Genomic DNA, 26,938 nt, shown 5'->3' with positions numbered 1-26,938 from the left:
ATGTTATATAAGTAAGGGGTTTGTATAGATTTATGGCAGAAGAAAATACTTCCACCAAAAGACGCACCACACGCCGTAAGCGAACAAGTACAAAACAGCAATCAAAGTCTCAAAGCTTTTCTTTGCGCAGCGAAGTGAAAGGTCTTATTGTCATTGCCTTTGCTGTGATTTCTTTTCTCGGCTTTTTCGGCTTTGAACTCGGCCTTGTAGGGCAGATTTTAACAGGTGTATTCCGTTATGGCTTTGGCCTAGGCGGTATCATTCCTTGTTTATGCGTTTTCTGGTTAGGTTGGAGATTATTATATAAGGATACATTTATTTCCATTACAAAACGAGGCGTTGTAATGACCTTGTTTTTCCTATTTTTGTTAGCTCTTGTTCCTTTGTGGCGCGTTCCTGAGGGGCAGGAACTCATTACTACACAACTGGTTAATCAAGGTGGTGTCGTAGGTGGGGCAATTGCTACATTTCTTCGTACACTATTAGGCAACTTAGGGGCTATTATTCTTGATGTATTCTTACTCATAGCTTTTGGTCTTCTTGTGACACGTTTATCTTTGCGCAGTGGATTACAAAAGGCTGCGGACAAAACGCAAGTTGGTCTAGATGTAGCTAAAGAGGTAGCTGCTGAGAAGGTCGCTGTTGCAAAAGAAGTTTTTGATGACTGGAATGAACAGCGTAAAGAAGCGGCAGAACAGCGTAAAGCTTATAACAGGGAAAAAGACACACGCTTTGCTGACGCAGCAGATCAAGCATTAGATACATTGGAAAAACAAAGCATCGCTACTGGAAGAGATCTCTTTGACTCTAGCACGACTGTAGATGTTGATACTCCTGAAGATACAGTTACTACTGTGGAGTCGCCAAAACCTCCTACATCTTGGAAGGAATTGGCTGAGATAGAAGCACGTAATCGTGCGGCTGAGCAATTGGCTAATATTTCTGAAGCATCTGATGATGCTAAGTCTTATGAAGCTGATGACTTTGAACAATTCTCTGATACACATAGATCTACGAGTGATGATTATGTATATGTTCCCGATGAGGACTATGCATATACACCAGATGAAGAATATACGGATGAGTTTGGAACTGCAGCAAACTCTGATGACGAAGAACCAGAATTCTCCTATCAAAATACAACGATGGATCCATTGGAAACTAATCATGGTGCTATCGCTTCTGTTGTGCCAGGAACGGGTGCGGCTGCAAGTTCCGTAAGTGCTGGGGCCGGTATATCCGGCATGGGCTTACAAGTACCGTCCATTATTAGTACTACAGAAGATACGGCACAAGTAGCTGTATCTAAAGATGGCCAAATTCATCGTTCCTATGATAGACCGTACCACTTCCCAAGCCTAGATATTTTGGCGAAAGGGAAGGGAAGTCAAAACAATGGTGAAGAAGTAGCGCAAAATGCGATGATGCTTGAACATGTATTGAGTGACTTTGGTATTACTGCTAAGGTTGTTAATGCTACACAAGGTCCAACTGTTACGCGTTATGAAATTGAACCTGCACCAGGCGTGAAAGTGAGTCGTATCGTTAACTTAACAGATGATATTGCCCTCAATTTAGCAGCGCAACATATCCGTATGGAGGCTCCGATTCCAGGTAAATCTGCCATCGGTATTGAGGTGCCTAATAAAATGACAGAAGCTGTTCATTTACGTGATGTACTTGATTGTAGTGACTTTAAAGATGCTCGTGGTGGTATTCCTGTCGGTCTTGGTAAGGATATTGCAGGTAAACCTGTTATTACGGATCTTGCTAAGATGCCTCACTTGCTCGTAGCTGGTACGACTGGATCTGGTAAATCCGTATGTGTAAATACATTGATTTCTAGTATTCTCTTTAGTCGTAAACCGGAAGAGGTTAAGTTATTATTAATCGACCCTAAAATGGTTGAATTGTCTATTTACAACGGAATTCCTCACTTGATGGCTCCGGTTGTAACGGATATGAAAAAAGCGGCAGCTGTATTGCGTTGGGCCGTTCGTGAAATGGAGGCTCGTTATAAGGCGTTTGCTGCATCTGGTAAACGCGATATCAAGAGCTATAATGAAGCGCATCCTAAGGCTGCTATGCCGTTAATCGTGTTGATTATCGACGAGTTAGCTGACCTTATGATGACGGCTCCTGATGATATTGAAGAATCTATTAGTCGTTTAGCACAAATGGCTCGTGCCGCAGGTATTCACATGGTTCTTGCTACACAGCGGCCATCTGTTAACGTTATTACTGGTTCTATTAAGGCCAATGTACCGAGCCGTATTTCCTTTGCTGTAGGCTCTCAAATTGATTCCCGTACCATTCTTGATATGGCAGGGGCAGAGAAACTATTGGGGAAAGGTGATATGTTATTTGCTCCAATTGGCGCGAATAAACCTATTCGTGTACAAGGGGCCTTCATTTCTGATGATGAGGTAGAAAAACTTGTAGAGTTTGTAAAAGCTCAACGAGAACCAGAATATGATAATACGGTAACTCAAGATGTGGAAAAGGAAGCTGAAAAAGAATCTTCTGATGCTAATGATGTTTACCGCGATGAATTATTAGAGCGAGCTGTTAATCTCGTTATGGAATCTGGTCAAGCTTCCGTATCGATGTTGCAACGTCGTTTCCGTATAGGTTATACCCGTGCGGCACGTCTTGTAGATACAATGGAAGACCTTAAAATCGTTGGCCCTAGCATGGGCAGTAAGGCTCGAGAAATTTTAATGAGCCCTGAACAAGCTAAGGCTAGATATTTCTCCGATTCTAATGACGAGCAATAATGAGCTAATTACTATATGAATATTACGTAGATTTAGAAAGGAACGAAAATGGCTGAATTAGGCGAGGAATTACGACGTGAACGGGTAAGACGTAATCTAACCTTTAAAGATGTGGAGCAAGTGCTACACATTAAAACAACCTATTTAGAAGCTATCGAAGATGGCAACTATGATATCATTCCTGGTCAAGTCTACGTAAAGGGCTTTATTCGAAACTATGGCAACTACTTAGATCTTGATGGGGACCGCTTGGTAAAAGTATATCAAGGACAAGTAGGTGACATAGATACTTTTTCCTTGCGTTCTGTTACGAGACGGAAGGCTCAAGCGACTCCTAATTTGGTACAAAGTGAGTTCGTTGAATACCAAACATCTAAAAAGCGTATGTCTTTAGAAACGCGTCAACGAAAACGTCAACGCTCTATTGTACAAGAACGCATTATTTTGGGGATTATTCTATTTTGTATGGCATTATTTTTACTATGGTTATTCCTTTTCTAATGATTGATTAGGAAGGATAGAAAGGCATTTACACAGTCAATGGATAGATTTTTAGTAACAGAACCTTCAGAGATGAAGGAACGTGGCTGGGCCGAATTAGATTTCGTTCTCATCAGTGGGGATGCTTATGTGGACCATCCATCCTTTGCTCCTGCGGTTATTGGTAGATACTTAGAATCCAAAGGCTATCGTGTAGGCATTATAGATCAACCAGATTGGAATGATGTAGAGGATTTCAAAAAACTAGGTAAACCGCGTCTAGCATCCCTTGTTACGGCAGGGAATCTAGACTCAATGCTCAATAAATTTACGGCAGCAAAGAAAATTCGTCGTCAAGATGATTATTCTCCAGGTGGTGAATCAGGTCATCGTCCAGATCGTGCTACCTTGGTATATGCTAACCGCATGAAGGAGGCTTACAATGATGTACCTCTTATTATCGGTGGTATAGAAGCGTCTTTGCGCCGCTTTGGTCATTATGATTATTGGTCAGATACGGTACGTCGCTCCATCTTAGTAGATTCCAAGGCAGATGTACTTGTCTATGGTATGGGAGAACTTCAAATCGTTGAACTAGCCGATGCCTTAGATCAAGGTCGATTTAAAGAGTCCTTGCCGTCTATACGCGGTATTTGCTACATGGCAAAGGAAATTCCAACCATCGACTATGTAGAGTGCCCATCCTATGAAGCTATTAAGGCGGATAAGATGGACTTTGCCGATGCATTCCGCATTCAATACGATGAACAAGATCCGTTCTATGGTCGTATTGTAGTCCAAAAACATGGTGATCGATATCTCATTCAGAACACACCTGCTTTACCATTGACGCAGGATGAAATGGATGGTGTCTATAACCTGCCATATATCCGAAAGTGGCATCCTAAATACGATGATAAGGGTGGTGTACCAGCGTTAAGCGAAGTTCAGTTTAGCCTTGTAAGCCAACGCGGCTGTTTTGGCAGTTGTTCTTTCTGTGCCATCACGAATCACCAAGGTCGTATTATCCAAAATCGTAGTCATGAGTCTTTGATTGACGAAGCACATAAGATGATCAAGATGGACAACTTCAAGGGGTATATTCATGATGTAGGGGGCCCTACGGCAAATTTCCGCCATCTGGCTTGTGATAAACAGGCTGTTTATGGTGCTTGTAAAGGGCGTACCTGTGCGGCTCCAGAGCCTTGTGAAAACTTGAATACAAATCACGATGATTATATTGCTTTACTGCGTAAACTACGTAAGCTAAAAGGTGTAAAAAAGGTATTTGTTCGTTCCGGTTTGCGCTATGACTATGTATTGGCCGATAACAATAAAGACTTTGTGCGGGAACTTTGTGAGTTTCACGTAAGTGGTCAGTTAAAGGTCGCCCCAGAACATGTATCTAAACGCGTTACCAATATGATGGGAAAAGCTGGTAAGGAAGAATTTCTAACCTTTAAGTCTTGGTTTGAAGAGGCGAATAAAAAGCTTGGTAAAAAGCAATATTTAGTTCCGTACTTTATGAGCTCTCATCCAGGTTGTGCGTTAGAGGATGCTATTGAATTGGCGGAATTTTTACGAGACCACCATATGTACCCTGAGCAAGTACAGGATTTTATCCCTACACCGGGTAGTCTTTCTACTTGCATGTATTATACGGGCATTAATCCACTAGATGGAAAGCCTGTATATGTTGCTAAAAAGGGGCGAGATAAAGCAAAACAACGCGCTTTGATGCAGTTTAAAAATATTGAAAACTATGATCTTGTTAAAGAGGCTCTCATAGAAGCCAACCGACGTGATTTAATTGGCTTTGGCCCGGAATGCTTAATTCCACCGCGCCCAATTAGTGGAAATTCTAAGCGTATTAGCCAATCTAGTAAATTCCGTAATGGCAAACGAGATTGCGAACCTAGGAATCAATGCCGGACTGCCAAAAGGCGTAGTAGAGATGTGACTAAAGTTCGTACATCTAATAAAAGTTTTGGTGGTCGTTAAACCTAGAGAGTAGCTCTAGCTACTCTCATTTTAAGATACTTTATGTCTTATAGGAGGCATATATGAAACGATGGATTGCTCCGAGCATCTTAGCATTATTTGTGGTAGGAATGTTGATTTATGGTATAAACTTTTACCAACAAGAACAAATAGAACAGGCCAAAGAGCCTATTCGTGGTGAAATTATAGTCTATACAGATTTGCCTAATACTTTGACAGCTATGCTTGCTGAGCGTTATGAAGAGGAACAAAAGGTAAAAGTTACTGTAATGCCTCTTACAGAGGAACAAATGTCGCTACGGTCGGCTTCTACCGTGGCTGATACTTCTGGTGATTTGGTGCTAACTTCTGAAGATAATCTCGTAGTTGGTGCCAATGCAGGTAAATATATGCCCATCGTCAATGAACGTATTGACGAGGTACGTGATAATCTAAAGGATCCAAATGGCTATTGGGTTGGTCTCTGGTACGATCCAATCGTATTTGTTCAGAATGATACCTTCCATAATGGCATTGGTAAATATATTACTACATGGGAAACATTGGGAAAACAAGGTGATTGGTCTATCGTTATGACTGATTTTGTAGCATCTCAGAATGCGGCCAATTTGCTATACAATATGGTAGAGTACAAAGGGGAACCAGAGGCTCTTGAATACTTGTATAGTTTGAAGCCTCATGTGGTTCAACATGCTAAATTTTTGTCTACTCCAATACGCTTAACTGCGCTAGGGGAGACAAATATTGGTATTGGTAACTTGTCTGATGCGGCGCAATATAGTCATCATGGGTATCCAATTAAGATCATTTATCCTAAAGATGGTACGTCTTATTATGTGACTGGTGCTGCTGTTTTAAAAAATTCAAAACATAAAGCAGATAGTGTAGAGTTTATTAATTGGTTACTATCCTCTAAAACGGCGAAATATATGGTAGAAAAGAATTTTACCTATATATTTACTAATCCTGAGATGGATGAGCCAAAAGATTCTATAGGGCATGATTTAGTGTTATGGCCTGTGAATGGTGGTTATACCCTAGAAGGTAAAAAGTTATTGTTAAATCATTGGGTTAGCCAGGTACGATTCCGTAAGGACTAAGTCAGTTGTATAAATCCAAGAAATAAAAAAAGAATCTAGTGACGAAAGGATATGGAATGGGGAAAAAATTAGGATATGTTAGCCTAGGTTGTGCTAAAAATTTAGTAGATACAGAGGTAATGTTAGGATTATTGCGAGATAATGGCTATTCAATTACAGAAGACTTAAGCGAAGCAGATCTTATCGTTGTAAATACCTGTACTTTTATTGAAAAAGCTAAGGCTGAGTCTATTAATACCATCCTTGAGGTTGCTCAATATAAGGAAGATGGTGCTTGTAAGGGCCTTATCGTAGCAGGTTGTCTTAGCCAACAATATCAGGATGAATTATTCCAAGAAATTCCTGAAATTGATGCATTAATCGGTACCGGTGCATGGGATCAAGTTATGGTAGCCGTTGATGCTATTGAGCACGGCAATCGTAGTTGTATAATGGAAAATATTACGAATATCTATGATGAGCGCATGCCTCGTATTCAAACAACACCTCGTTATAGTGCATATGTTAAAATTGCGGAAGGCTGTAATAACGGGTGTACATTCTGTATTATTCCAAAGGTACGCGGTGCATTCCGTAGTCGGACTATCGAGTCTATCAAGGCTGAAGTGGAACGATTGGCAGCGACAGGGGTTAAGGAAGTTGTCCTTATCGCTCAAGATACAACAAGTTATGGCATCGACCTTAATAATGGTAAACCATTGTTGACTACATTGTTAAAAGAATTAACAACTGTAGAGGGCATAGAATGGATTCGCATGCTATACCTATATCCGACATTCTTCTCTGATGAATTGTTAGATATTATCGTTAATGAGCCAAAGCTTTGTAAATATGTAGATATTCCATTGCAACATGTTAATAACGATATCTTGAAACAAATGAATCGCCGAGACGATCGCAATGATATTGAGCGTTTACTTAAGAAAATTAGAAATGCGCCGACTCATATTACATTGCGCACCTCTATCATCGTTGGATTCCCTGGTGAAACAGATGAACAATTTGAGGAACTTTGTGACTTTGTAAAAGAAATCAAATTTGATAACATGGGCGTATTTACATATTCTCAAGAGGCTGGTACACCAGCGGGTGCTCGTGAAGACCAAATACCAGAAGAGGTCAAAGAAGAGCGTTATCACGTTCTTATGTCCATCCAAGCTGCTATCTCTGAAGAGAACAATCGCGATTTAGAAGGTACCATTGATTATGCGATGGTAGAGGAAATCGAAGAAGGCGAGAATAACACATTGCTTGCAAAAGGTCGATTGAAATCTCAAGCACCTGATGTAGATGGTAATATGTACATTGAAGACTGCGGTGAAGACATTCAACCTGGTGATATTCTTAAGGTACAAGTAGAGCAAGGCTTTGCTTATGATGTAGTAGCTACAGTTGTAGAATAATACACAGTTCGATACATTCGATTGTGGAGGTGATCTGATGATTGTAGAACTTATTTCTACAGGTTCAGAATTATTGCTAGGTGATACAGTAAATACGAATGTATCATGGCTAGCACAAGAGTTAAATAAATTAGGATATACCATTGCCCATCAATCAGTAGTAGGTGATAATCCTAAACGAATGGCTGAAGTCTTTCAGCTCGCTAGTACAAGGGCTGATATCGTTATTAGTACTGGTGGGTTAGGACCTACGCAGGGTGATATTACACGTAATGTACTTGCCGATTCAATTGGTAGACCTATTGTGTTTAATCAAGAGGCCATGAATGAGCTTGAACGGTTTTTTAAAAGTGTAAACCGTACTATACCTGATGCGAGTCGGCGAGAGGCACAATTACCAGAAGGGGCGAAGGTATTATATAACCCTGTTGGAGTTGCACCAGGTGTAGTCGTTGAAGATGGTGACACTACATACATACTTCTGCCTGGACCTCCTGGAGAAATGAAGGGCATGTTCCAAGAGAGTGTAGTTCCTTATTTAAATGGTCGATTTGGTTCTCAAGGGGTTGTTACATCTTATCGTTATGGTGTATATGATATTCGTGAAATTGATTTAGAAAGCACCTTGATGGATCTCATTAAGAAGCAATCTAATCCGACGATCGCTTTGCTCATTAAAAAGGGCTACATTGAGGTTCGTATCACTGCTAAGGCTGAAACATTAGAAGCGGCCCAAGACCTACTAAATCCTTGGGATGCAATCATACGAGAGCGTTTAGGCTCTCGCGTAGGACGCGACTTAACGATTTCTATGGAGGAAACTCTAGGCCGTACCTTGCTAGAGGAACACAGTACGATTAGCACTGCTGAATCTTGTACATCAGGATTGGTTGGCAAACTACTGACTAATGTCAGTGGTAGTAGTGAGTACTATATGGGTGGTGTCATTTCGTATAGTAATGATGTGAAACATCGTGTTTTAGGTGTACCACAAGATATGTTAGATGCGTATGGTGCTGTTAGTGAGCAAGTGGCTAAGGCTATGGCAGAGGGGGCACGAATTGTTGGTCAAACAACATATGCTGTTTCTACGACAGGCATAGCTGGTCCTGGAGGCGGTACGCTAGAAAAGCCTGTTGGTCTTGTTTGGTTTGGTGTTACTGGTCCACATGGTACGGTAGCCCATAAAGCTAATTTAATTGGCAATCGAGAAGATATTAGACAAAGTGCAGCAGAGCTAGCACTTTACTATGTTTATACTTATATAACAGAAAAGGGGAAATAAAATAATGGCTGTAGATGGTAGACAAGCAGCGTTGGATAACGCATTAAAACAAATTGAAAAAGATTTTGGTAAAGGTGCTATTATGCGTCTTGGTGAGGCGGCAGATCGCATGAATGTAGAGGTGATTTCCTCTGGTTCTCTAGCTATTGATATCGCTGTTGGTGTAGGTGGTTTTCCTCGTGGTCGTGTAATTGAAATCTATGGTCCAGAATCTTCTGGTAAAACAACAGTAGCTCTTCACGCGGTAGCAGAAGCTCAAAAACAAGGTGGCATTGCAGCATTTATTGATGCGGAGCATGCGATGGATCCTGTATATGCTCGCAATTTGGGTGTAGATATCAATAATTTGTTGATTTCTCAACCAGATAATGGAGAACAAGCTCTTGAAATTACAGAAGCCCTTGTTCGCAGTGGTGCAGTAGATATTGTTGTAGTTGACTCCGTAGCAGCATTGGTACCTAAAGCGGAAATTGATGGTGAAATGGGTGACGCTCATGTAGGTTTACAAGCTCGTTTGATGAGTAAAGCCTTGCGTAAATTGACTGGTATCATCAGTAAATCCAAAACAGTTGTTATCTTCATCAACCAATTACGTGAAAAAGTAGGTGTTATGTTTGGTAATCCTGAAACAACAACTGGTGGTCGTGCGTTGAAATTCTATTCCTCTGTGCGTCTTGATGTTCGTAAAGGAGAATTGATCAAAGCAAATAACGAAAATGTTGGTGCTCGCACAAAAGTCAAAGTTGTTAAAAATAAGGTGGCACCTCCATTTAAGACCGCTGAATTTGATTTGATGTATGGCGAAGGTATTTCTAAAACTGGCACACTTATTGATATTGGTACAAATATGGAAATTATTAATAAATCTGGTGCTTGGTATTCTTATAATGGGGAACGTATGGGCCAAGGTAAGGAAGCGGCTAAACAATACTTGTTAGATAATCCACAAATAGCTGATGAAATCGATCGCATTATTCGTGATACATTAGCTGTTGGTACTGAAGAAATCGATGTAATCGGTGAAGAAGTAACTGAAGAAGTATAATCATGAGTGACGAAACGATGCAAGCTGCTATGGACCAAGCGTATCGATTCCTAGCTCAACGCTTTCTTAGTTCTTATGAACTGACACAAAAAATGAGACGTAAACAATTCGAGGACCCTATCATTGAGAGGGTCCTTGAGCGCCTTAGAGATTATGATTATATTAATGATGAACGTTTATCTGAGCAAGTATTAGCCTATTTGATGAAAGAACAGAAATACGGTGTTTATGTGATTAAGCAAAAAATGAAACTTCGAGGACTTGCGATTCCTCAAGAAATTTCTGCTTATGATGAGGTAAAAGCTGCTTATCGGGTGGTAGAGAAAAAATTTGGTTCTATTCTTAATGAAGAGCGGGCTCCTCGGGCAAAGGTATTTAATTTTCTCAAATACAGAGGTTTCTCAACAAGCACAATTCAAATTGTATGCAATGATTTTTATGAATAAATTATGCTTTTTGAGAGGCCTTACTAAGCTTGTAAAATCTTGACAGAAAGGGCTTTGAAGTCTAAAATTAATAATAGCCTTATTTATTTATATGATGATATGGCTAATTGATAATTTAATGCATAAAGGGCATAAAAAGGAGCATGAAAGCTCAATTTTGAGAACTTAAAAGGAGGTGAAAGAAATTTTAGAGTATAGTCTAATTGCAGTGGTAATGGTACTGATTGGACTAGGGGTAGGCTATTTTTTAAGAAAAAATATTGCTGAAGGAAAACTGAATCAAGCTGAGCAAGAGGCTGCACGCATCATTGCAAATGGTGAACGCACAGCTGAGTCTAAAAAGAAAGAAGCTTTATTAGAAGCGAAAGAAGAAATTCATAAGCTCCGTTCTGATGTGGAACGAGAAAATAAAGATCGTCGTTCTGAACTTCAACGTATGGAACGTCGTATTCTTCAAAAAGAAGAATCTTTGGATAAAAAATTAGACAATATTGAGCACAAAGAGGAAGCTTTACATCGCAAAGAAGCTGACTTAGCCCAAAGCCGTGAAAAGGTAGAAGCTTTGTATGAAAAACAAATGGCAGAATTGGAACGTATTTCTGGCATGACGTTCGAAGAAGCAAAAAATATCTTGTTAACGAATGTGGAACAAGAAATTCGCCATGAAACGGCGATTATGGTTAAGGAAATGGAGCAGCAAGCTAAGGATGAAGCGGAGAAAAAAGCGAAAGAAATTATCTCCTCTGCCATCCAACGTTGTGCAGCTGACCATGTAGCGGAAACTACCGTATCCGTAGTGGCATTGCCTAATGATGAAATGAAGGGTCGTATTATCGGTCGTGAGGGCCGTAACATTCGTGCACTCGAAACATTAACAGGTATTGATTTGATTATCGATGACACGCCAGAAGCAGTTATTCTTTCCGGCTTCGATCCAATTCGTCGTGAAGTGGCTCGTATTGCGCTGGAAAAATTGATTGTAGATGGTCGTATCCATCCAGCTCGTATTGAAGAAATGGTTGGTAAAGCTCGTAAAGAGGTGGACCAAACTATTAAAGAGGCTGGTGAACAAGCGACATTTGAAGCTGATGTTCACGGCTTACATCCTGAAATTGTTAAGATTTTAGGCCGTTTGAAATATCGTACTAGTTATGGTCAAAACGTATTGAAACATTCCATTGAAGTATCTCATTTAGCAGGTTTAATGGCAGCTGAACTAGGCTGTGATGTAACTTTGGCTAAACGAGGTGGTTTGATTCATGATATTGGTAAAGCATTAGACCGTGAACTTGAAGGTTCTCATGTTCAAATCGGTGTTGATGTGGCTCGTAAATATCGTGAAAGTGCAGCAGTAATTAACTGTATTGGTGCTCATCATGGTGATGAAGAGTTCCAAACTGTAGAAGCTGTATTAGTAGCTGCTGCTGATGCTATCTCCGCTGCCCGTCCAGGAGCACGTCGAGAAACATTAGAAAACTACTTAAAACGTTTATCTAAATTGGAAGAAATCGCTGAATCCTTCGAAGGCGTTGAAAAATGTTTTGCTATTCAAGCCGGTCGTGAGATTCGCGTTGTAGTAAAACCGGATAAGATTGATGAAGCTGAGTCTACATTACTTGTTCGGAATATCGTAAAACGCATCGAGTCAGAACTTGAATATCCAGGCCAAATTAAGGTCGTAATTATTCGTGAAACTCGCGTTGTGGATTACGCAAAATAATATGCTATAAGCGATAAGTATAGGCTGCAATGTTTTCATTGCAGCCTATTGTTATCAAAGTTTCGGTAATTACATATTGCTATATACGGCGTATAGGAATCATCATGTATATTGCGTTTTAGATGATGATTCCTATGATTCGTATCAAGCTTTTTTATATTTTTTTATAATTTAATTGATTAAAATGCTTTACAAATAGAGGATTTTTTATTTGTATATAGAATTAATATATATATATGGGGAAGGAGGCGTTGGCTATGAGCCGATATTTTGAAAATGAACTGATTGAACAAATCAAAGATGCTAATGATATCGTGTCAGTTGTATCCGAGCATGTAGCCTTAAAGAAACGCGGCAAGAACTATTGGGGTTGTTGTCCATTTCATAATGAAAAAACGCCATCCTTTAGCGTAGCCCCTGAAAAGGGTTTTTATTATTGTTTTGGTTGCCATGCATCAGGAAATGCTATTAAATTTCTTATGGAGTTAGAGCATTTAACCTTTGTAGAAGCTTTAGAGCGGCTAGCTAATCGGGCTAATATTCCATTGCCAGAGGCGAAACTTTCACCTGAGCAAAGAGCTAGAGATGAAAGACGCAAAAAACTGTATGAAGCTTCTGATTTAGCGGCTACTTTTTTCCATAACTGTCTTACTCAAACTTCTATTGGTAAAGTGGGATTAGATTATTTGAAAAAGCGAGGGCTCACACAAGCGACCATAGAAACATTTAAGCTTGGTTTTGCTCCTGATGGTTGGGATAAGTTATATCGTGCCTTTCATGACCGTGGTATTGATGATTCCATTCTCTTGGAGTTGAATCTTGTCCGAAAGAATCAAAAGGGTCAATTTTATGACTTCTTCAGAAATAGAATTATGTTCCCCATTATGGATGGTAAAGGGCGAGTAGTTGCTTTTGGTGGGCGTGTTATGGATGATAGTACACCAAAATATTTAAACTCTCCAGAGTCATCAATCTTTGAAAAAGGTAAACTCTTATTTGCTTTTGATAAGGCTTATAAATCTATTCGTGAGGAAAAACAAGCTATTCTTGTAGAAGGCTATATGGATGTTATATCTGCTCATAATCATGGTGTTACTAATGTAGTCGCATCGTTGGGGACTGCTTATACAAGAGATCATGGACATATCTTGATGAGGCAGGCTGAAGAAATCGTGTTAGCTTATGATATGGATGGTGCTGGTCGTCAGGCGGCTGCTAGAGCTATTGAATTATTGCAAAATACGGATTTTAAGGTGCGTGTCCTTGCCATGCCAGACGGTAAAGATCCAGATGATTATGTGCGTAATCATGGGGGACAGGCATTTAAGGAGTTAGTTGCTAAAGCTGTTAAGCCTCTTGATTATCTATTAAGTGAGTCTTTAATTAAACACGATACAAATGATACAGAAGGTAAGCAGGCTGTTATGGCAGATGTTTTCCCATATATTGCAAATATAGATAGTCAAACACAGAGAGATGATGCTTTAAAAACATTGGCATTGCCATTATGGCTTGATAATAGTACTATTTTTAGATACTTTAGAGATTATGTGAAAAAAGGACAAATTGAATTAGTGGATACTGCATCAACACCTTTGCCAACACAGGATTTACCAAAGGGGGATGCGGAAAAATTATTGTCCTTAGCTTTCACCGATGGCGAAGTATTACAACATATGATGAGCTATTTGCCATTAGAGGACTTTGAAAAAATTGAATATCGAGGTATAATAGAAAAGCTATTCACCTTGTATAAGTCCGAAGGTCGTCTAGATGAAACTGCAATTCAATCTGTTTTATCTTCTCAAGAATACGATATTTACTCTAGGTTGGTCGTCATGAGTGACGATGAATATAAGGTACAAGTGCCTGCATTAATCCGCAAGATAAGACTCCATTCATTGCGTGAACAGTATAAAGCGCATTCAATTATGGCGGATCAATTAAAACGAGCAGGAGATTCGACGTTTATTAGCGAATTACATAAGTGTCAGGAAATACAGAATTTAATTAGAGAATGGTCTAAGTAAATCATTAATGGTTAAAAAGGAGAGCGCTGTGGCTAAGAAAGTACAAAAAAGTCAAATAGAGGAGATTGTTGAGCAACTTCTTGAAAAAGGCCGTAAGAGCGGTGTGTTGACACAATCCGAGATTTCAGATGCTCTTCATGAGCAGACGGAAATTACTGCGGAACAATTAGATGATATTTATACGACTTTGGGTAAACTGAATGTTGAGATTGTGGCAGATATTGATGCAGATGATACAGATAGTCATACAATTGAAACAGATGAAGATGAAGACGAAGTTTCTAGTGAGAAGAAAATTTCTATCGATTTAAGTGTTGATTCTGGTGTTAATATCGATGACCCTGTACGAATGTACCTAAAAGAAATTGGTCGCGTACCATTGCTTTCAGCTGACGAAGAAATCGTATTAGCTAAGCAAATCGAAGCTGGTGCACAAGAGGATGCTACATATAAGGATATTCAACTTAGCAAAAAGGCTAAGAAAAAATTGGTAGATGCTAACTTGCGACTAGTTGTAAGTATTGCGAAACGTTATGTAGGTCGCGGTATGTTGTTCTTGGATTTAATCCAAGAAGGTAACTTAGGTCTAATCAAAGCGGTAGATAAATTCGACTATACTAAGGGTTATAAATTTTCTACATATGCTACTTGGTGGATTCGTCAAGCGATTACGCGTGCTATTGCAGACCAAGCTCGTACGATTCGTATTCCTGTACATATGGTAGAAACAATTAATAAATTGATTCGTATTTCTAGACAATTGTTGCAAGATAAAGGTCGCGAGCCATTGCCAGAAGAAATTGCTGAAGGTATGGGAATTACTGTAGAGCGGGTGCGTGAAATTCAGAAAATTGCCCAAGAGCCAGTATCCTTGGAAACTCCGATTGGTGAAGAGGAAGATTCCCATTTAGGGGACTTCATCGAGGACCAAGATGCAATTGCTCCAGACGATGCAGCTAGCTATATTTTATTGCAAGAGCAGATTGAAGATGTATTTACATGTTTAACTGATCGTGAGCAACAAGTATTGATTTTACGTTTTGGTTTGAAGGATGGTAAGCCTCGTACATTGGAAGAAGTTGGTCAACATTTTAATGTTACACGTGAACGTATTCGTCAGATTGAAGGTAAAGCGCTTACTAAATTGCGCAACCGCGGTAAACGTGATAAAATCAAAGACTTCTTATAATATTTTGAAACTCTTAAGGGTTGTAATGCAGTGTTGTATAGCACTGTATTACAACCCTTTTGTGTTATAATAAAAAATAATAATATCTTACAATAAAAAGCATTTTATGATAAGACTTATGTAGTAGAGAAGGGTCTCATGTAATAGCGATAAGTCTTATGTAATAGATATAAGTTGAAAGCTTATGTGATGGATAGGAGATATAATGTTTACAGTTACTAAACGGTTAGAGGTGAGTGCATCTCATCAATTACAACTAGATTATCCGAGTAAATGTCAAAATCTTCATGGGCATAACTGGATTATTACAGTTCATGCTCGTTCTGAAGAGTTAGATCATAACGGGATGGTCATCGACTTTACGATTATTAAAGAAAAAATTCATGGTCGCTTGGATCATCGCCATATCAACGATGTACTAGGCGACATTAATCCCACTGCGGAGAATATGGCAAAATGGATTGCTGATGAATTGGGCCCAAAATGCTTTAAAGTAGAGGTTCAAGAATCTGAAGGGAACACAGCTATTTATGAACGTGATTGAGATTTTTGCCTCTATTGATGGGGAAGGTAGTCGGCAAGGCTTGTTGACTACATTTTTACGCCTCCATGATTGCAATATTCGCTGTTCCTATTGCGATACGACTTATAGTTATGGCATTGATAGTGTCTTTACAGAGATGACTGCAGCTGAGGTGGCGAATGTTATTGAAAGCTTAGGTAATCATCGCATTACTATTACTGGTGGGGAGCCCTTATTGCAAGAAGCCGCTGTAGTAGAGCTAATCGATGAGTTAAATCGTCGGAAGGCTGAAACAATGCAGGATAATACATCAGGTCAAGCTGGTTCAACTTGTATTATTGATATAGATAAATTTGATAAACGAGAGATGCTTAATGATAGCCTTTATGATTTCAATATTGAAACAAATGGCACGATTATACCGAGCTTTCACAGAGATAATGTGTGGTTTACCTATGATTATAAAACACCGTCCTCTTTAGCCGAAGAGTCTATGAATGTAGATATATTCAAGGTGGCTACAGAACGAGATCTCATAAAGTTTGTCGTTGGCTCCCCAGAAGATTTGGATTGTATGCGTCGCATAATTGAACAATATCCTACAGTGGCTCAAATATATGTATCGCCTGTATGGGGACAGATTGAGCCGGCATCGATTATCGATTATATGAAAGCATATAATTTACAGAATGTACGATTTCAACTGCAAATCCATAAATTTGTCTGGGATCCAGATGCAAAGGGTGTATAGTATTGTTAGGATGTGTAGTGTCAGTATCTTTTCTAATGCATAGTATGATATGAGGTCTGATGGAATCTTGATATAAAGGGGTAAATATGGATACAAAAAAAATAGAATCACTTATATATCAGTTGTTAGAAGCATTAGGTGAGGATCCTAATCGGGACGGTTTGTTAGAAACACCGAAACGGGTGGCTCAAATGATGGAAGAGGTATATGAAGGCATTCAGTATACAAATGCTGAAATTGCAGAAATGTATGGTAAAACCTTCGCTGTAGATACAAATCAAATGGTAGTAGTAAAGGATATTACTTGCTTCTCTCATTGTGAACATCATATGGCATTGATGTATGATATGAGTATCAGTATTGGGTATATACCAAAAGGTCATGTCATAGGTTTATCTAAGATTCCTCGCATAGCTGAAATGTGTTGCAAGCGTTTACAATTGCAAGAAAAAATTGGTGAAGATATTGCGGAAGTAATTTCTTTAGCGACAGGGTCTGATGATGTTATTGTGCACATTATATCGTCCCACAGCTGCATGAGTGCAAGAGGCATTAAATCTACAGATAGCCAAACGACTACACTAACTACTAAAGGCGTATTTAACGAAGATCATATGATTCACCGTTTTATGCTAATGAAACAGTCTTAAGATTTGAGTTGCCTTGACTAAATGATAGTCTATTCGGTATAATTAATAGGCTAGAAACTAACTGAGGGCCTATAGCTCAGGGGTAGAGCAACCGGCTCATAACCGGTCGGTCCCTGGTTCGATCCCAGGTGGGCCCACCATTATGTTGATATCTACCGTCCTTGAGATTTCAAGGGCGGTTATTTTTATATGTAACTCATTTTGAGGCAACATAATAGAGATTATTTCAGAATAGTATTGTGTCTATAGATATATAAACAAGAACAAATAAGTAAGAAAATAATCAAGAATTAGTAATTAAGAATAAATAATTAGTGATAGTAGAGGAAGTTATGGAACCTAGACCTATGATGGACCGCCTAGAAGCGGTATTCTCAATCGTACCTAAGGCCCACGCCATTGCAGATATTGGCACCGATCATGGCTATTTAGCGGTAGAGCTCATCAACCGTCAACGCGCTGAATATGTCATTGCCGGTGATGTACATAAAGGTCCGTTAGAGTCTGCAAGATCATATGTTGAGTCTTGTGGACTAGCCGATAAAGTAGATTGTCGTTTAGGCGATGGTCTTAAAGTGACAGGAAAGGGCGAGTTGAACGGCGCCATTTGTTGTGGTATGGGCGGCTTTTTAATGCGGGATATTATAGATGCAGGACCAGAACCATTAGAGTTCTATGTACTCCAACCACAGAATGGACAAAAAGAATTACGTCAATACATGGTTCAAAAGGGATATGTTATCGTTCTAGAAATCATCGTAGAAGATGCAGGTAAGCTCTATACAGCGTTTTTAGCAGTACGCAATGATTGTGTAGAAGCTTATACAGGTATGACTGAATATGTAGATGTTTATCAAGCGTTACCGAAAGATTCCTTGTTGTGGTCTGTAGGGGCTTTATTGGAACAAGACAGACCACCACTTTGGATGAAATATATAGAGTATTTAATATATCAACGACAATGTGCATTAGATGATATGACAGAGAAATTAAGTTATACTGATAAATATCAGGATTTAGAGCAGGAAGTTAATTTTCTTCGTAATCTTTTATAGAATAGAGAGGAAGTGATTTTATGACGACGGTTCAACAAATTATTACTGTAATGGAACAACTAGCACCCCGCTCCTATGCAGAGTCTTGGGATAATGTAGGACTCATGGTGGGCGATCGGAATGCAGTTGTTACAGGTGTTGTGACTACATTAGACGTAACAGAAGAGGCCGTAGAATATGCTATTGAACAGAATTGTAATTTAATTGTTAGCCATCACCCATTGATCTTTAAAGGATTGAAACAGATATCATGTGATACTGCTCAAGGGCGTACAATCAATAAGCTGATTCAACATAAAATTGCCGTATACAGTGCACATACAAATCTTGATATTGCACCAGGCGGTCTCAATGATATGTTGGCAAAGCAATTGGGCCTCACAGATATTAAGGGCTTTATTAAAACTGGTGAAGAGGCGCTCTATAAGGTGACCACCTTTGTACCTGAAAGCTCGGCTGATGCGGTTCGTATGGCTATGGGCGATGCAGGGGCAGGCCGAATTGGTAATTATGAGTATTGCAGTTTCAGTACCCATGGTGAAGGGCGCTTTGTTGGTAATGAAGATTCTCATCCTGTCATTGGTTCAGCTGGTGCTTTGACAGTGGCTCCTGAGGTACAAGTAAATGCTATAGTCGATGGTACGCATTTAAGCGAAGTCGTAGCGGCTATGAAATCAGCTCATCCGTATGAAGAGGTGGCTTATGAGGTTTTAAATATAGTTGAGCCTACTAGTTCAACTCAATATCTAGGCCGGGTAGGTCGCTTGCCTAATGCATTAAACTTAGATTCTTTCCGTGAATGGATACAAGATGCTTTGCCTGATGCCAATATTCGCTTTGCCGGTGTTGCGCCAGAAACAATTCAATCCATTGCGCTATGCTCCGGAGCAGGTGCTGAATTTATTAAAGATGCTGCTCGATTACATGTAGATGCCTATATCACAGGTGATGTGAAGTATCATGAGGCGCAAATGGCTAAGGAGTTGGGTTTGCTCGTAGTTGATGCGGGTCATTTTGGAACTGAGTCTATAGTGGCGCGTGGTTTGTGTGACTATTTAATCTCTGTAGGATTTACTGTTCCTGTGAAAGCTTTTACAGAACAAAATGATTTCTTCTTTGTGTAATGATGCATTTTCTTGCAACAAATTGTTAGCTATGATAAACTGAATTGAAGCAAGTATGAAAGACGATTGCGAGTCTATAAGACTCGAGGAAAGTCCGAGCTCCATAGGGCAGGATGCCAGATAACGTCTGGCGAGGGTAACCTTAGGGAAAGTGCCATAGAAAAGGAAACCGCCACGTAAGTGGTAAGGGTGGAAAGGTGAGGTAAGAGCTCACCAGCAGTCTGGTAACAGGCTGGCTCGGTAAACCCCATCCGGAGCAAGACCGAATAGGGAAGGGTTAAGGGTGGTCCCGCCTACCTTCCGGGTTGTGTCGCTCGAGCGTGCAGGCGACTGTACGCCTAGAAAGATAATCGTCACCGCGCAAGTGGAACAGAACTCGGCTTATTGATTGCTTGCTTCTATATTTAACATATAATTGATAGTATATAAGATTGTAGATCTTTGTTAGGAGAACTTCATGGCAATTACAGCAATTACTAGTGTACAAGAATTTGATGAGAAAGTGCTTGGCGCTAAAGGTTTAGCTATTGTTGATTTTTGGGCTGGTTGGTGCGAACCTTGCACCGTTATGCGTCCAGAGATTGAAGACGTAGCAGAGCGTTTAAAAGGTCAAGTAGAATTCTTTAGTGTTAATGCAGAAGATAAAAATCTTCGTGGTATTTTGTTAAAAGAAGATGTTGATGGTATTCCATCCTTAGTATTCTTCCGAGATGGTAAAATGCTTGATTCCCTTGTGGGTTATAAAAAAGCAGATATGCTTGAGTCTCTAATAAAGGAAGTTATCTAATTAATTAATAACTAGGAATTCGTAGAAAATAAATAACATGAGGCTGTATATAAGAAAAGTTAATTTCTTATATACAGCTTTTTTGTTAAATTTTATAGTTTTCAAAAATGTTAAGTGATATAATAAAATAGTAAAAATATGATTGTCATCATGCTGGTTGAACTTCGTCAAACTGATTGAGTGAGCTCATAAAAATGATTTCTGTCATAAACGTTGTAGTTTATTAAGTAATATAATTATATTGCGCAAAGTTGTTGTAAGGAGGCTATATTCCATGAAGAATCGTATAAATAGTTTGTGGACACTCTTCCAAGAACGCCGTTTGAGTCGACGCACATTTATGAAATCCTGTGTAGCACTCACTGCTATTTTAGGTCTACCTCCAACGATGTTAGACACCTTTGTTAAGGCTGCCGAAACAACTGAATTACCTACGGTGATTTGGTTGCATGGTCATGAATGTACTGGTTGTAGTGAATCTTTTATCCGTTCATCCTCTCCCTTTACTTCTGATGTTATTTTGAACATGATTTCTCTTGAATATGATGATACTTTGGCGGCAGCGTCTGGTGCACCATTAGAGGAACATTTAGAAAAAATCATCAAAGAAAAAGCCGGTAAATATATCTTGGCTGTTGAAGGTGGCGTACCACTTGATGAAGATGGTGTTTATTGCACAGTAGGTGGACGTACATTTAAAGAATCCCTATTAGAAGCAGCTAAAGGAGCTGCAGCAATCATAGAATATGGTTCTTGTGCTTCTTGGGGCGGTATACAGGCGGCAAAACCAAATCCAACAAATACAGTTTCTGTATCTTCCGTTGTATCTGGTAAGCCTATTATCAAGGTTCCTGGCTGCCCTCCAATTCCGGAGGTTATGACTGGTGTAATTATGCATTATGCATTATTTGGTCAAATTCCACCTCTTGATTCTCAAGGCCGTCCTAAACAATTTTATGGCAATCGTATTCACGACACATGCTACCGTCGTGCCTTCTTTGACTCTGGTCTCTTCGTTGAAAAATTTGACGATGATGCATCTAAATCTGGTTGGTGCCTATACAAGGTAGGTTGTCGTGGACCTCAAACATATAATTCTTGTGGTAATCTACGTTGGTGGAATGGTTTATCCTATCCAATTCAATCCGGTCACGGTTGTATTGGTTGCTCTGAAAAGGGCTTCTGGGATAATGATGTGTTCTACAAACGATTACCAGATATTCCATTGGCTAATACTATCACAACTGCTGATACAATCGGTACAGTAGCTGCCGTTGGTGCCACTGCAGCGGTTATCGTTCATGGTGCAGCAACTCTTACGCGTAATAAAATTCTTGATATGAAAGAAGAAAAACGCTTAAAAGAACAAGGCTTATGGGATGAAAAGAAACATAATAATGGAGGAGGTCACTAATGAAACGCGTAGTAGTAGATCCGATTTCCCGTATTGAAGGTCATTTACGGGTTGAAATAAAAGTTGATGAAGCGAGTGGTAAAGTAGAGGACGCATTGTCTTCTGGTACTGCTTGGCGCGGTATCGAACTTGTTGCTAAAGATCGCGATCCTCGTGACCTTTGGGCGTTCGTACAACGGATTTGTGGTGTATGTACTACAACACATGCGTTGGCAGCATTACGTGCGGTAGAGGATGCAATTGGAATTACAATTCCTAAAAATGCAAACTATATACGTAATATCATGCATAGTAGTCTAGATGTGCATGATCATATCGTGCATTTCTATCACTTACATGCGCTTGATTGGGTTAGTCCGGTAGCAGCTCTTAGTGCAGATCCTGCTAAAACCGCTCAATTACAAAATGATGTATTAGCAACTTATAATGTGAGCGGTTTAGCACCTGCGGAAACGGCATCAAAAGACTCAGCCTATCCTAAAGAGTTTCCTAAGGCTACTACAGCATACTTTACGGCTGTACAACAAAAGGTTAAGAAAATAGTTGAATCAGGCCAATTGGGGATTTTCTCCGCTCAATGGTGGGATCATCCTGATTATAACTTGTTACCTCCAGAAGTTCATTTGATGGCCGTATCTCATTATTTGAACATTCTTGATCGTCAACGGGATATTGTAATTCCTCATGTTGTATTTGGTGGCAAAAACCCTCATCCTCATTACATTGTAGGTGGCATGCCATGCTCTATTTCTATGAATGATATGAATGCCCCTATTAATACGCAACGCCTTGCTGCTGTAGAGCAATCTATTGCATTGACTAAAGACTTAGTTGATAATTTCTACGTGCCAGATCTATTAGCTATCGGTAAAATATATGTAGAAAAAGGTATGATCGATGGTGGTGGCCTTGCGAAGAAACGCGTTATGTCCTATGGCGATTATCCTGATGATACGTACACCGGTATTTCTAATGGTGACTATCATAAGAAATGTATTGTTCGTTCCAATGGTGTTGTTGAAAACTTTGCGTTAGGTGTAGATAAAGCAACATTTATCCCATTAGAAGGTAAAGATTTTATGGATCCTCAATACCTTAGTGAAGAGGTTGATCATTCCTGGTTTACATATCCAGATGGAACAAAAACACTTCATCCTATTGAAGGTGTTACTGATCCTAAATTTACAGGTCCTAAATCTGGTACAAAAGAAAAATGGGAATTCCTTGATGAAGATAAAAAATATTCTTGGATTAAATCTCCAACTTTCAAAGGGAAAACTGCAGAGGTTGGTCCATTAGCAAAATATATTGTTGTGTATACAAAGGTAAAACAAGGCATAATCAAAGACCCAACTTGGGCTGAATCTATGATTGTTCGTCAAATTGATACAGTATCACAAGTATTGGGTGTACCAGCTCATGTATGGATGACTACTATGGTAGGACGTACAGCATGTCGTGGCCTTGATGCACAAGTAGCGGCAAATATTAGCCAATACTTCTTTAACAAACTTGTATCTAATATTAAAAATGGTGATACTACAGTAGCGGATATGACTAAGTTTGAACCAAATACATGGGATAAAGATGCTAAAGGGGTTGGCCTTGTAGATGCGCCTCGTGGTGGTTTGGGTCACTGGATACATATTAAAGATGGACGCTCTGCAAATTATCAATGTATAGTACCATCTACATGGAATGCGTGCCCTAAGACTGCAGCTAATGAACATGGTGCCTATGAAGATTCTATGATTGATACACATGTAAAAATTGCGGATAAACCACTTGAAATTTTGAAGGTAATTCACTCCTTTGATCCATGCCTAGCATGTGCAACCCATTTATACAATAAAAAAGGCGAAAAAATTGTTTCCGTCAATACAGATGCATTGTGTAAATAAAGGGTGGTGGGCTTATGTTAATACATACTGACAAAAAGGCGTATGTCGTATTTAGTCTATGGCTGCGCATATTCCACTGGACTATGGTACTTAGTGTAACTGCATTGTTCTGGACTGGCTTATATATCGGTGATCCAGGCTTTGCTGCGATTACGGGTAACCCTGAACCAACCTTTGCTATTGATGGCTGGTTCTCTATGGAAACTATGCGTCGTATCCATTTCATTGCAGGTGTTATCTTAACGTTCTCCTTTATCTTCCGTTTTGCAGGCGCTCTTTGGAACAGAGGGGATAGATTATTACCTAAATTCCGTCAAAAACGGTATTGGTACGGTCTTAAAGAAACAACATTGCACTATTTAATGATTCCTCAAAAACATGAACATCATTGGCTTCGTAATTCCTTAGCTAGAACTGCGTATATGATGGTATACATTATGTTCTTCTTTGAAATTTTAACGGGTTTTGCAATGTATTCGATGGTTAACCCTAATGGTATTCTAGGAACTTTATTTGCACCAGTGGTTACATTATTTGGTGGTGAATACAAGGTCCATGTTATCCATCACTACATTGCGTGGGGATTCTTGTTCTTTACTATTGTTCACGTGTATATGGCATTCCGAGAAGATGTTATGGAGGAATCCGGCGAAGTATCTGCTATGGTTTCAGGTATGAAATATTACGCTCATGATCCAATTGATATTGAAGACCTTAATGGTAAACGTCGTCGTGGGGAACGTATTGATAAACCATCTGGTACTACATATCGTCCAAGTGATCCTAATGATCCTAGAGAAAGAGAATTACAAGAAAATGACTAATACAAGTACTGATATCATCAGTGGCTTGGAACAATACGCGGACTCAGAGGGTCCGCGTATTGATTTAAATAGCCTTTATGATGATGGAGACAATGAAATTATCCTACTTGGAGTCGGCAATATTTTGCTTACCGATGAGGGATTAGGTGTTCATGTAGTAAAAGAATTGAAAGAATCTTTCACATTTACGCCTGCGATTTCTATTATTGACGGTGGCACTATGGGAATGGAATTACTTACGTATATGCGTGGTATGAAGAAAATCCTTCTTGTAGACGCTATTAATGGCGGAGATGCTCCAGGAACTATATATGAATTTCCTCATAAGGAATTAGAACAATATTTTACGGAACATATTTCTGTACATGAAGTAGGAATGCAAGATATTTTACGTATCCGTGCTATTCAAGAGGATCCATTAGAAGATGCAGTGGTTATCGGTGTAGAGCCGGAATCATTGGAAATTGGTTTTGAACCTAGCGAGCCGGTACAATGCGCCTTGCCTGAGGTTAAGAAACGTGTTTTGAATGTACTACGAGAATGGGGCGTAGTAGCTGAGCCTAAAGCACAAAGTGAAAATTTCATATAGTATATAGATAGCTTATAGAATGTAAAGATAGTCTCTGTATAGGAGTATTTATGATTGAAAATTATGGTAATGTTCGCGCCGTTTTAAATGAGTTGCGTTTGGCTCTAAAGAATTTGCGTGAAACTGGTGAGACATATTCGATTTATATTGAAAAAACGGGTTTAACAGAGGAAGAACAAGTTGAAGTATTAGAAACACTTGGACGCGGTCATATTACGATTAACTTTAATGAAACTGATCAACCTGTAGAATGGTATGAATCACAATTTTCTGGAATCTGGATTGGGACTTATAAAAATGGTCGTGATGACTCAATTTTACATACCGTAGAGATCGCTAAGTATCCAGTTGTAGCTGGTGCTTATATAGAGGATATGGAACTGGCGGAGGAAGATTTACAATCTTGGATTGATGCTGCTGGATTATAGTAAAGGAGAACCTTAACGGGTCTCCTTTTTATGAAAAATAGATGAAAATAGATGTTTCCGGTAAATTTGTGATAAAAATACATATAAATTTTTGATTAATAGTTAATAAAGTCAGAAATAATCATATTTACTTCCATATCATTAAAATAAATATTTTTTATAAATCGCTTCATTAATTAGGTTTACAAATAAATTAATATTATATTAATTTGCTATAGTTATATAAAAGATAAATGAAGTGTTTTATTGGTGTTTTATAGAGAAGTGGCTTATTTACTGGCTTTATAAACATTATTAGGCCTATTGTTAACCTTTAGCATTTGCCTTAATTTACTAATTAACATAAAATATGTGAGTAAAATACTTTGGAGGATTTATGTTACTTTCTATTGTAGTGCCTGTATATAACGAAGAGGAAAATATAGCGAACTTTTATAAAGCTGTAACTGATGTTATGTCAGGTCTCACATATGATTATGAACTAATCTTCGTGGATGATGGATCTAGTGATTCGTCAGCTATGATACTGCGTGAAATTGCATTCAATGACAAACATGTTAAAGTGTTATTGCTGGCTCGTAACTTTGGGCATCAAACGGCACTTACATGTGGACTTGATTATGCTCATGGCGATGCAGTCATTACAATGGACGGTGATATGCAGCATCCACCTGCATTGATTCCTGAACTAGTTCGATTATGGGAATCAGGGTATGATGTGGTGCGTACCATACGCGATTCAACTGATGACGCTAGTTGGGCTAAATCTTTCACGTCTAAGTATTATTACAAACTAATGAACAAAATGGCCGATGTTCCTATTGTTGAAGGCGGGTCCGATTTCCGCCTCATGAATAGTAAAGCATTGGGCACGTTGAAACGATTCAGAGAACATGGTCGATTTTTACGTGGTATTGTCGGCGCCTTAGGGTACAGACAAGCAGAGTTGCACTTTGTGGCACCACCTCGATTTGCAGGTGTCTCAAAGTTTAGTGTGCGTAAAATGATTCGATTTGCTCTGGATGGTGTAACCGCTTTTTCAAGGGTGCCTTTACGGGCCGCCTTGTATGTAGGTGTACTTTGTGGTGGAATGAGCTTTTTGCTCATTTTACATCTTTTGTATGTATATCTTACAGGACAAGCTTTGAATGGGTGGACAACCTTGGGCGTATCAATCTTGTTTATTGGTGGAATTCAACTCGTCGGACTGGGAATTATTGGCGAGTATGTAGGTCGTATTTTTGAAGAGGTGAAGCAACGGCCTTTGTATTGGGTTAAGTCAGCTATAAATTTTGAAGAGCATGAAGAGGCTCCGTTACTCGGACCAAGTAGTGCAGATGTTTTTATGGCACCAGAGGCTTATACCAACAAGAGCAAAGAAGACTAGCTGTATTTGTGAATGCAAATAAATAGACG

The 26,938-nt window shown here is 39.3% G+C and carries 23 protein-coding genes, 1 tRNA gene and 1 other RNA gene; all 25 read left to right on the top strand.

The annotated features are described in order from the left end of the window. Positions 1-32: 32 nt before the first annotated feature. The 25 genes from VPAR_RS06090 to VPAR_RS05975 all read left to right on the top strand — a co-directional run bounded on the left by VPAR_RS06090 (position 33) and on the right by VPAR_RS05975 (position 26,909). A complete protein-coding gene (locus tag VPAR_RS06090; RefSeq protein ID WP_012864576.1) occupies positions 33-2,777 on the top strand; it encodes an FtsK/SpoIIIE family DNA translocase in 2,745 nt (914 codons plus the stop codon). Positions 2,778-2,825: 48 nt separating this feature from the next. Beyond that, positions 2,826-3,278 carry a helix-turn-helix domain-containing protein gene (locus VPAR_RS06085; protein ID WP_004696413.1) on the top strand — a complete coding sequence of 151 codons (453 nt, stop codon included), beginning with the start codon at positions 2,826-2,828 and terminating at the stop codon, positions 3,276-3,278. Between the two features lie 39 nt (positions 3,279-3,317). Then, a complete protein-coding gene (locus VPAR_RS06080) occupies positions 3,318-5,258 on the top strand; it encodes a YgiQ family radical SAM protein (RefSeq protein ID WP_012864575.1) in 1,941 nt (646 codons plus the stop codon). Positions 5,259-5,320: 62 nt separating this feature from the next. Further along, positions 5,321-6,358, top strand: a complete 1,038-nt coding sequence (locus tag VPAR_RS06075) for an ABC transporter substrate-binding protein (protein WP_012864574.1) — start codon at positions 5,321-5,323, stop codon at positions 6,356-6,358. A gap of 56 nt (positions 6,359-6,414) precedes the next feature. After that, a complete protein-coding gene (rimO, locus tag VPAR_RS06070; RefSeq protein WP_012864573.1) occupies positions 6,415-7,761 on the top strand; it encodes a 30S ribosomal protein S12 methylthiotransferase RimO in 1,347 nt (448 codons plus the stop codon). 37 nt (positions 7,762-7,798) lie between these two features. Beyond that, positions 7,799-9,046 (top strand): competence/damage-inducible protein A, encoded by a 1,248-nt coding sequence (locus VPAR_RS06065; RefSeq protein ID WP_012864572.1) that lies wholly within the window; start codon positions 7,799-7,801, stop codon positions 9,044-9,046. Between the two features lie 4 nt (positions 9,047-9,050). Beyond that, positions 9,051-10,091, top strand: coding sequence for a recombinase RecA (recA, locus tag VPAR_RS06060; protein ID WP_008601363.1), 1,041 nt, complete (start codon positions 9,051-9,053; stop codon positions 10,089-10,091). Positions 10,092-10,093: 2 nt separating this feature from the next. Further along, positions 10,094-10,537 (top strand): regulatory protein RecX, encoded by a 444-nt coding sequence (locus VPAR_RS06055; protein WP_042466790.1) that lies wholly within the window; start codon positions 10,094-10,096, stop codon positions 10,535-10,537. Positions 10,538-10,712: 175 nt separating this feature from the next. Then, complete coding sequence (gene rny, locus VPAR_RS06050; RefSeq protein WP_008601359.1) at positions 10,713-12,257, top strand: ribonuclease Y; 1,545 nt, start codon at positions 10,713-10,715, stop codon at positions 12,255-12,257. Positions 12,258-12,514: 257 nt separating this feature from the next. Then, entirely contained in the window at positions 12,515-14,287 is a 1,773-nt protein-coding gene (dnaG, locus tag VPAR_RS06045; protein WP_012864570.1) for a DNA primase, read from the top strand. A 28-nt stretch (positions 14,288-14,315) separates the two neighbouring features. Continuing rightward, positions 14,316-15,476, top strand: coding sequence for an RNA polymerase sigma factor RpoD (gene rpoD / locus VPAR_RS06040; RefSeq protein WP_004696398.1), 1,161 nt, complete (start codon positions 14,316-14,318; stop codon positions 15,474-15,476). A gap of 205 nt (positions 15,477-15,681) precedes the next feature. Continuing rightward, positions 15,682-16,020 (top strand): 6-carboxytetrahydropterin synthase QueD, encoded by a 339-nt coding sequence (gene queD / locus VPAR_RS06035; protein WP_012864569.1) that lies wholly within the window; start codon positions 15,682-15,684, stop codon positions 16,018-16,020. Beyond that, positions 16,007-16,750: a 4Fe-4S cluster-binding domain-containing protein gene (locus VPAR_RS06030; protein WP_012864568.1), complete on the top strand. Its 744-nt coding sequence runs from the start codon at positions 16,007-16,009 to the stop codon at positions 16,748-16,750. Before queD ends, VPAR_RS06030 begins: the two co-directional genes overlap by 14 nt. Positions 16,751-16,836: 86 nt before the next feature. Further along, complete coding sequence (folE, locus tag VPAR_RS06025) at positions 16,837-17,400, top strand: GTP cyclohydrolase I (RefSeq protein WP_012864567.1); 564 nt, start codon at positions 16,837-16,839, stop codon at positions 17,398-17,400. Between the two features lie 65 nt (positions 17,401-17,465). Further along, positions 17,466-17,540 (top strand) — tRNA-Ile (locus VPAR_RS06020). Between the two features lie 192 nt (positions 17,541-17,732). Next, on the top strand, positions 17,733-18,455 hold the full coding sequence (locus VPAR_RS06015; protein WP_012864566.1) for a tRNA (adenine(22)-N(1))-methyltransferase: 723 nt from the start codon (positions 17,733-17,735) through the stop codon (positions 18,453-18,455). A gap of 20 nt (positions 18,456-18,475) precedes the next feature. After that, the gene (locus VPAR_RS06010; RefSeq protein WP_012864565.1) at positions 18,476-19,579 is read left to right on the top strand and encodes a Nif3-like dinuclear metal center hexameric protein; all 1,104 of its coding nucleotides are present in this window, start codon (positions 18,476-18,478) and stop codon (positions 19,577-19,579) included. A gap of 49 nt (positions 19,580-19,628) precedes the next feature. Further along, positions 19,629-19,979, top strand: an RNA gene (gene rnpB / locus VPAR_RS09490) — RNase P RNA component class A. Between the two features lie 57 nt (positions 19,980-20,036). After that, positions 20,037-20,366 (top strand): thioredoxin family protein, encoded by a 330-nt coding sequence (locus tag VPAR_RS06005; RefSeq protein WP_004698670.1) that lies wholly within the window; start codon positions 20,037-20,039, stop codon positions 20,364-20,366. Positions 20,367-20,640: 274 nt separating this feature from the next. Further along, positions 20,641-21,780 carry a hydrogenase small subunit gene (locus VPAR_RS06000; RefSeq protein ID WP_012864564.1) on the top strand — a complete coding sequence of 380 codons (1,140 nt, stop codon included), beginning with the start codon at positions 20,641-20,643 and terminating at the stop codon, positions 21,778-21,780. Further along, positions 21,780-23,681 carry a nickel-dependent hydrogenase large subunit gene (locus VPAR_RS05995; RefSeq protein WP_004698603.1) on the top strand — a complete coding sequence of 634 codons (1,902 nt, stop codon included), beginning with the start codon at positions 21,780-21,782 and terminating at the stop codon, positions 23,679-23,681. Before VPAR_RS06000 ends, VPAR_RS05995 begins: the two co-directional genes overlap by 1 nt. A 14-nt stretch (positions 23,682-23,695) precedes the next feature. Next, positions 23,696-24,505, top strand: a complete 810-nt coding sequence (gene cybH, locus VPAR_RS05990) for a Ni/Fe-hydrogenase, b-type cytochrome subunit (RefSeq protein WP_008601341.1) — start codon at positions 23,696-23,698, stop codon at positions 24,503-24,505. Then, positions 24,498-25,094, top strand: coding sequence for a HyaD/HybD family hydrogenase maturation endopeptidase (locus tag VPAR_RS05985; protein WP_012864563.1), 597 nt, complete (start codon positions 24,498-24,500; stop codon positions 25,092-25,094). The genes cybH and VPAR_RS05985 overlap by 8 nt, the downstream gene beginning before the upstream one ends. Before the next feature lie 50 nt (positions 25,095-25,144). Next, entirely contained in the window at positions 25,145-25,522 is a 378-nt protein-coding gene (locus VPAR_RS05980) for a hydrogenase expression/formation C-terminal domain-containing protein (RefSeq protein ID WP_012864562.1), read from the top strand. 376 nt (positions 25,523-25,898) lie between these two features. Next, positions 25,899-26,909, top strand: coding sequence for a glycosyltransferase family 2 protein (locus VPAR_RS05975; protein WP_004696372.1), 1,011 nt, complete (start codon positions 25,899-25,901; stop codon positions 26,907-26,909). Positions 26,910-26,938 lie beyond the last annotated feature (29 nt).

The sequence above is a fragment of the Veillonella parvula DSM 2008 genome (genome assembly GCF_000024945.1).
Classification (GTDB): Bacteria; Bacillota; Negativicutes; order Veillonellales; family Veillonellaceae; genus Veillonella; species Veillonella parvula.
The sequence above is the reverse complement of the archived record's forward strand: the minus strand, read 5'-3'. Positions and strand labels throughout refer to the sequence as shown.

What these genes read in the sequence shown, in the direction of transcription:
- VPAR_RS06090 (WP_012864576.1), top strand. Translation starts at nt 33, where the DNA reads ATGGCAGAAGAAAATACTTCCACCAAAAGACGCACCACACGCCGTAAG.
- VPAR_RS06085 (WP_004696413.1), top strand. Translation starts at nt 2,826, where the DNA reads ATGGCTGAATTAGGCGAGGAATTACGACGTGAACGGGTAAGACGTAAT.
- VPAR_RS06080 (WP_012864575.1), top strand. Translation starts at nt 3,318, where the DNA reads ATGGATAGATTTTTAGTAACAGAACCTTCAGAGATGAAGGAACGTGGC.
- VPAR_RS06075 (WP_012864574.1), top strand. Translation starts at nt 5,321, where the DNA reads ATGAAACGATGGATTGCTCCGAGCATCTTAGCATTATTTGTGGTAGGA.
- rimO (WP_012864573.1), top strand. Translation starts at nt 6,415, where the DNA reads ATGGGGAAAAAATTAGGATATGTTAGCCTAGGTTGTGCTAAAAATTTA.
- VPAR_RS06065 (WP_012864572.1), top strand. Translation starts at nt 7,799, where the DNA reads ATGATTGTAGAACTTATTTCTACAGGTTCAGAATTATTGCTAGGTGAT.
- recA (WP_008601363.1), top strand. Translation starts at nt 9,051, where the DNA reads ATGGCTGTAGATGGTAGACAAGCAGCGTTGGATAACGCATTAAAACAA.
- VPAR_RS06055 (WP_042466790.1), top strand. Translation starts at nt 10,094, where the DNA reads ATGAGTGACGAAACGATGCAAGCTGCTATGGACCAAGCGTATCGATTC.
- dnaG (WP_012864570.1), top strand. Translation starts at nt 12,515, where the DNA reads ATGAGCCGATATTTTGAAAATGAACTGATTGAACAAATCAAAGATGCT.
- queD (WP_012864569.1), top strand. Translation starts at nt 15,682, where the DNA reads ATGTTTACAGTTACTAAACGGTTAGAGGTGAGTGCATCTCATCAATTA.
- VPAR_RS06030 (WP_012864568.1), top strand. Translation starts at nt 16,007, where the DNA reads ATGAACGTGATTGAGATTTTTGCCTCTATTGATGGGGAAGGTAGTCGG.
- folE (WP_012864567.1), top strand. Translation starts at nt 16,837, where the DNA reads ATGGATACAAAAAAAATAGAATCACTTATATATCAGTTGTTAGAAGCA.
- VPAR_RS06015 (WP_012864566.1), top strand. Translation starts at nt 17,733, where the DNA reads ATGGAACCTAGACCTATGATGGACCGCCTAGAAGCGGTATTCTCAATC.
- VPAR_RS06010 (WP_012864565.1), top strand. Translation starts at nt 18,476, where the DNA reads ATGACGACGGTTCAACAAATTATTACTGTAATGGAACAACTAGCACCC.
- VPAR_RS06005 (WP_004698670.1), top strand. Translation starts at nt 20,037, where the DNA reads ATGGCAATTACAGCAATTACTAGTGTACAAGAATTTGATGAGAAAGTG.
- VPAR_RS06000 (WP_012864564.1), top strand. Translation starts at nt 20,641, where the DNA reads ATGAAGAATCGTATAAATAGTTTGTGGACACTCTTCCAAGAACGCCGT.
- VPAR_RS05995 (WP_004698603.1), top strand. Translation starts at nt 21,780, where the DNA reads ATGAAACGCGTAGTAGTAGATCCGATTTCCCGTATTGAAGGTCATTTA.
- cybH (WP_008601341.1), top strand. Translation starts at nt 23,696, where the DNA reads ATGTTAATACATACTGACAAAAAGGCGTATGTCGTATTTAGTCTATGG.
- VPAR_RS05985 (WP_012864563.1), top strand. Translation starts at nt 24,498, where the DNA reads ATGACTAATACAAGTACTGATATCATCAGTGGCTTGGAACAATACGCG.
- VPAR_RS05980 (WP_012864562.1), top strand. Translation starts at nt 25,145, where the DNA reads ATGATTGAAAATTATGGTAATGTTCGCGCCGTTTTAAATGAGTTGCGT.
- VPAR_RS05975 (WP_004696372.1), top strand. Translation starts at nt 25,899, where the DNA reads ATGTTACTTTCTATTGTAGTGCCTGTATATAACGAAGAGGAAAATATA.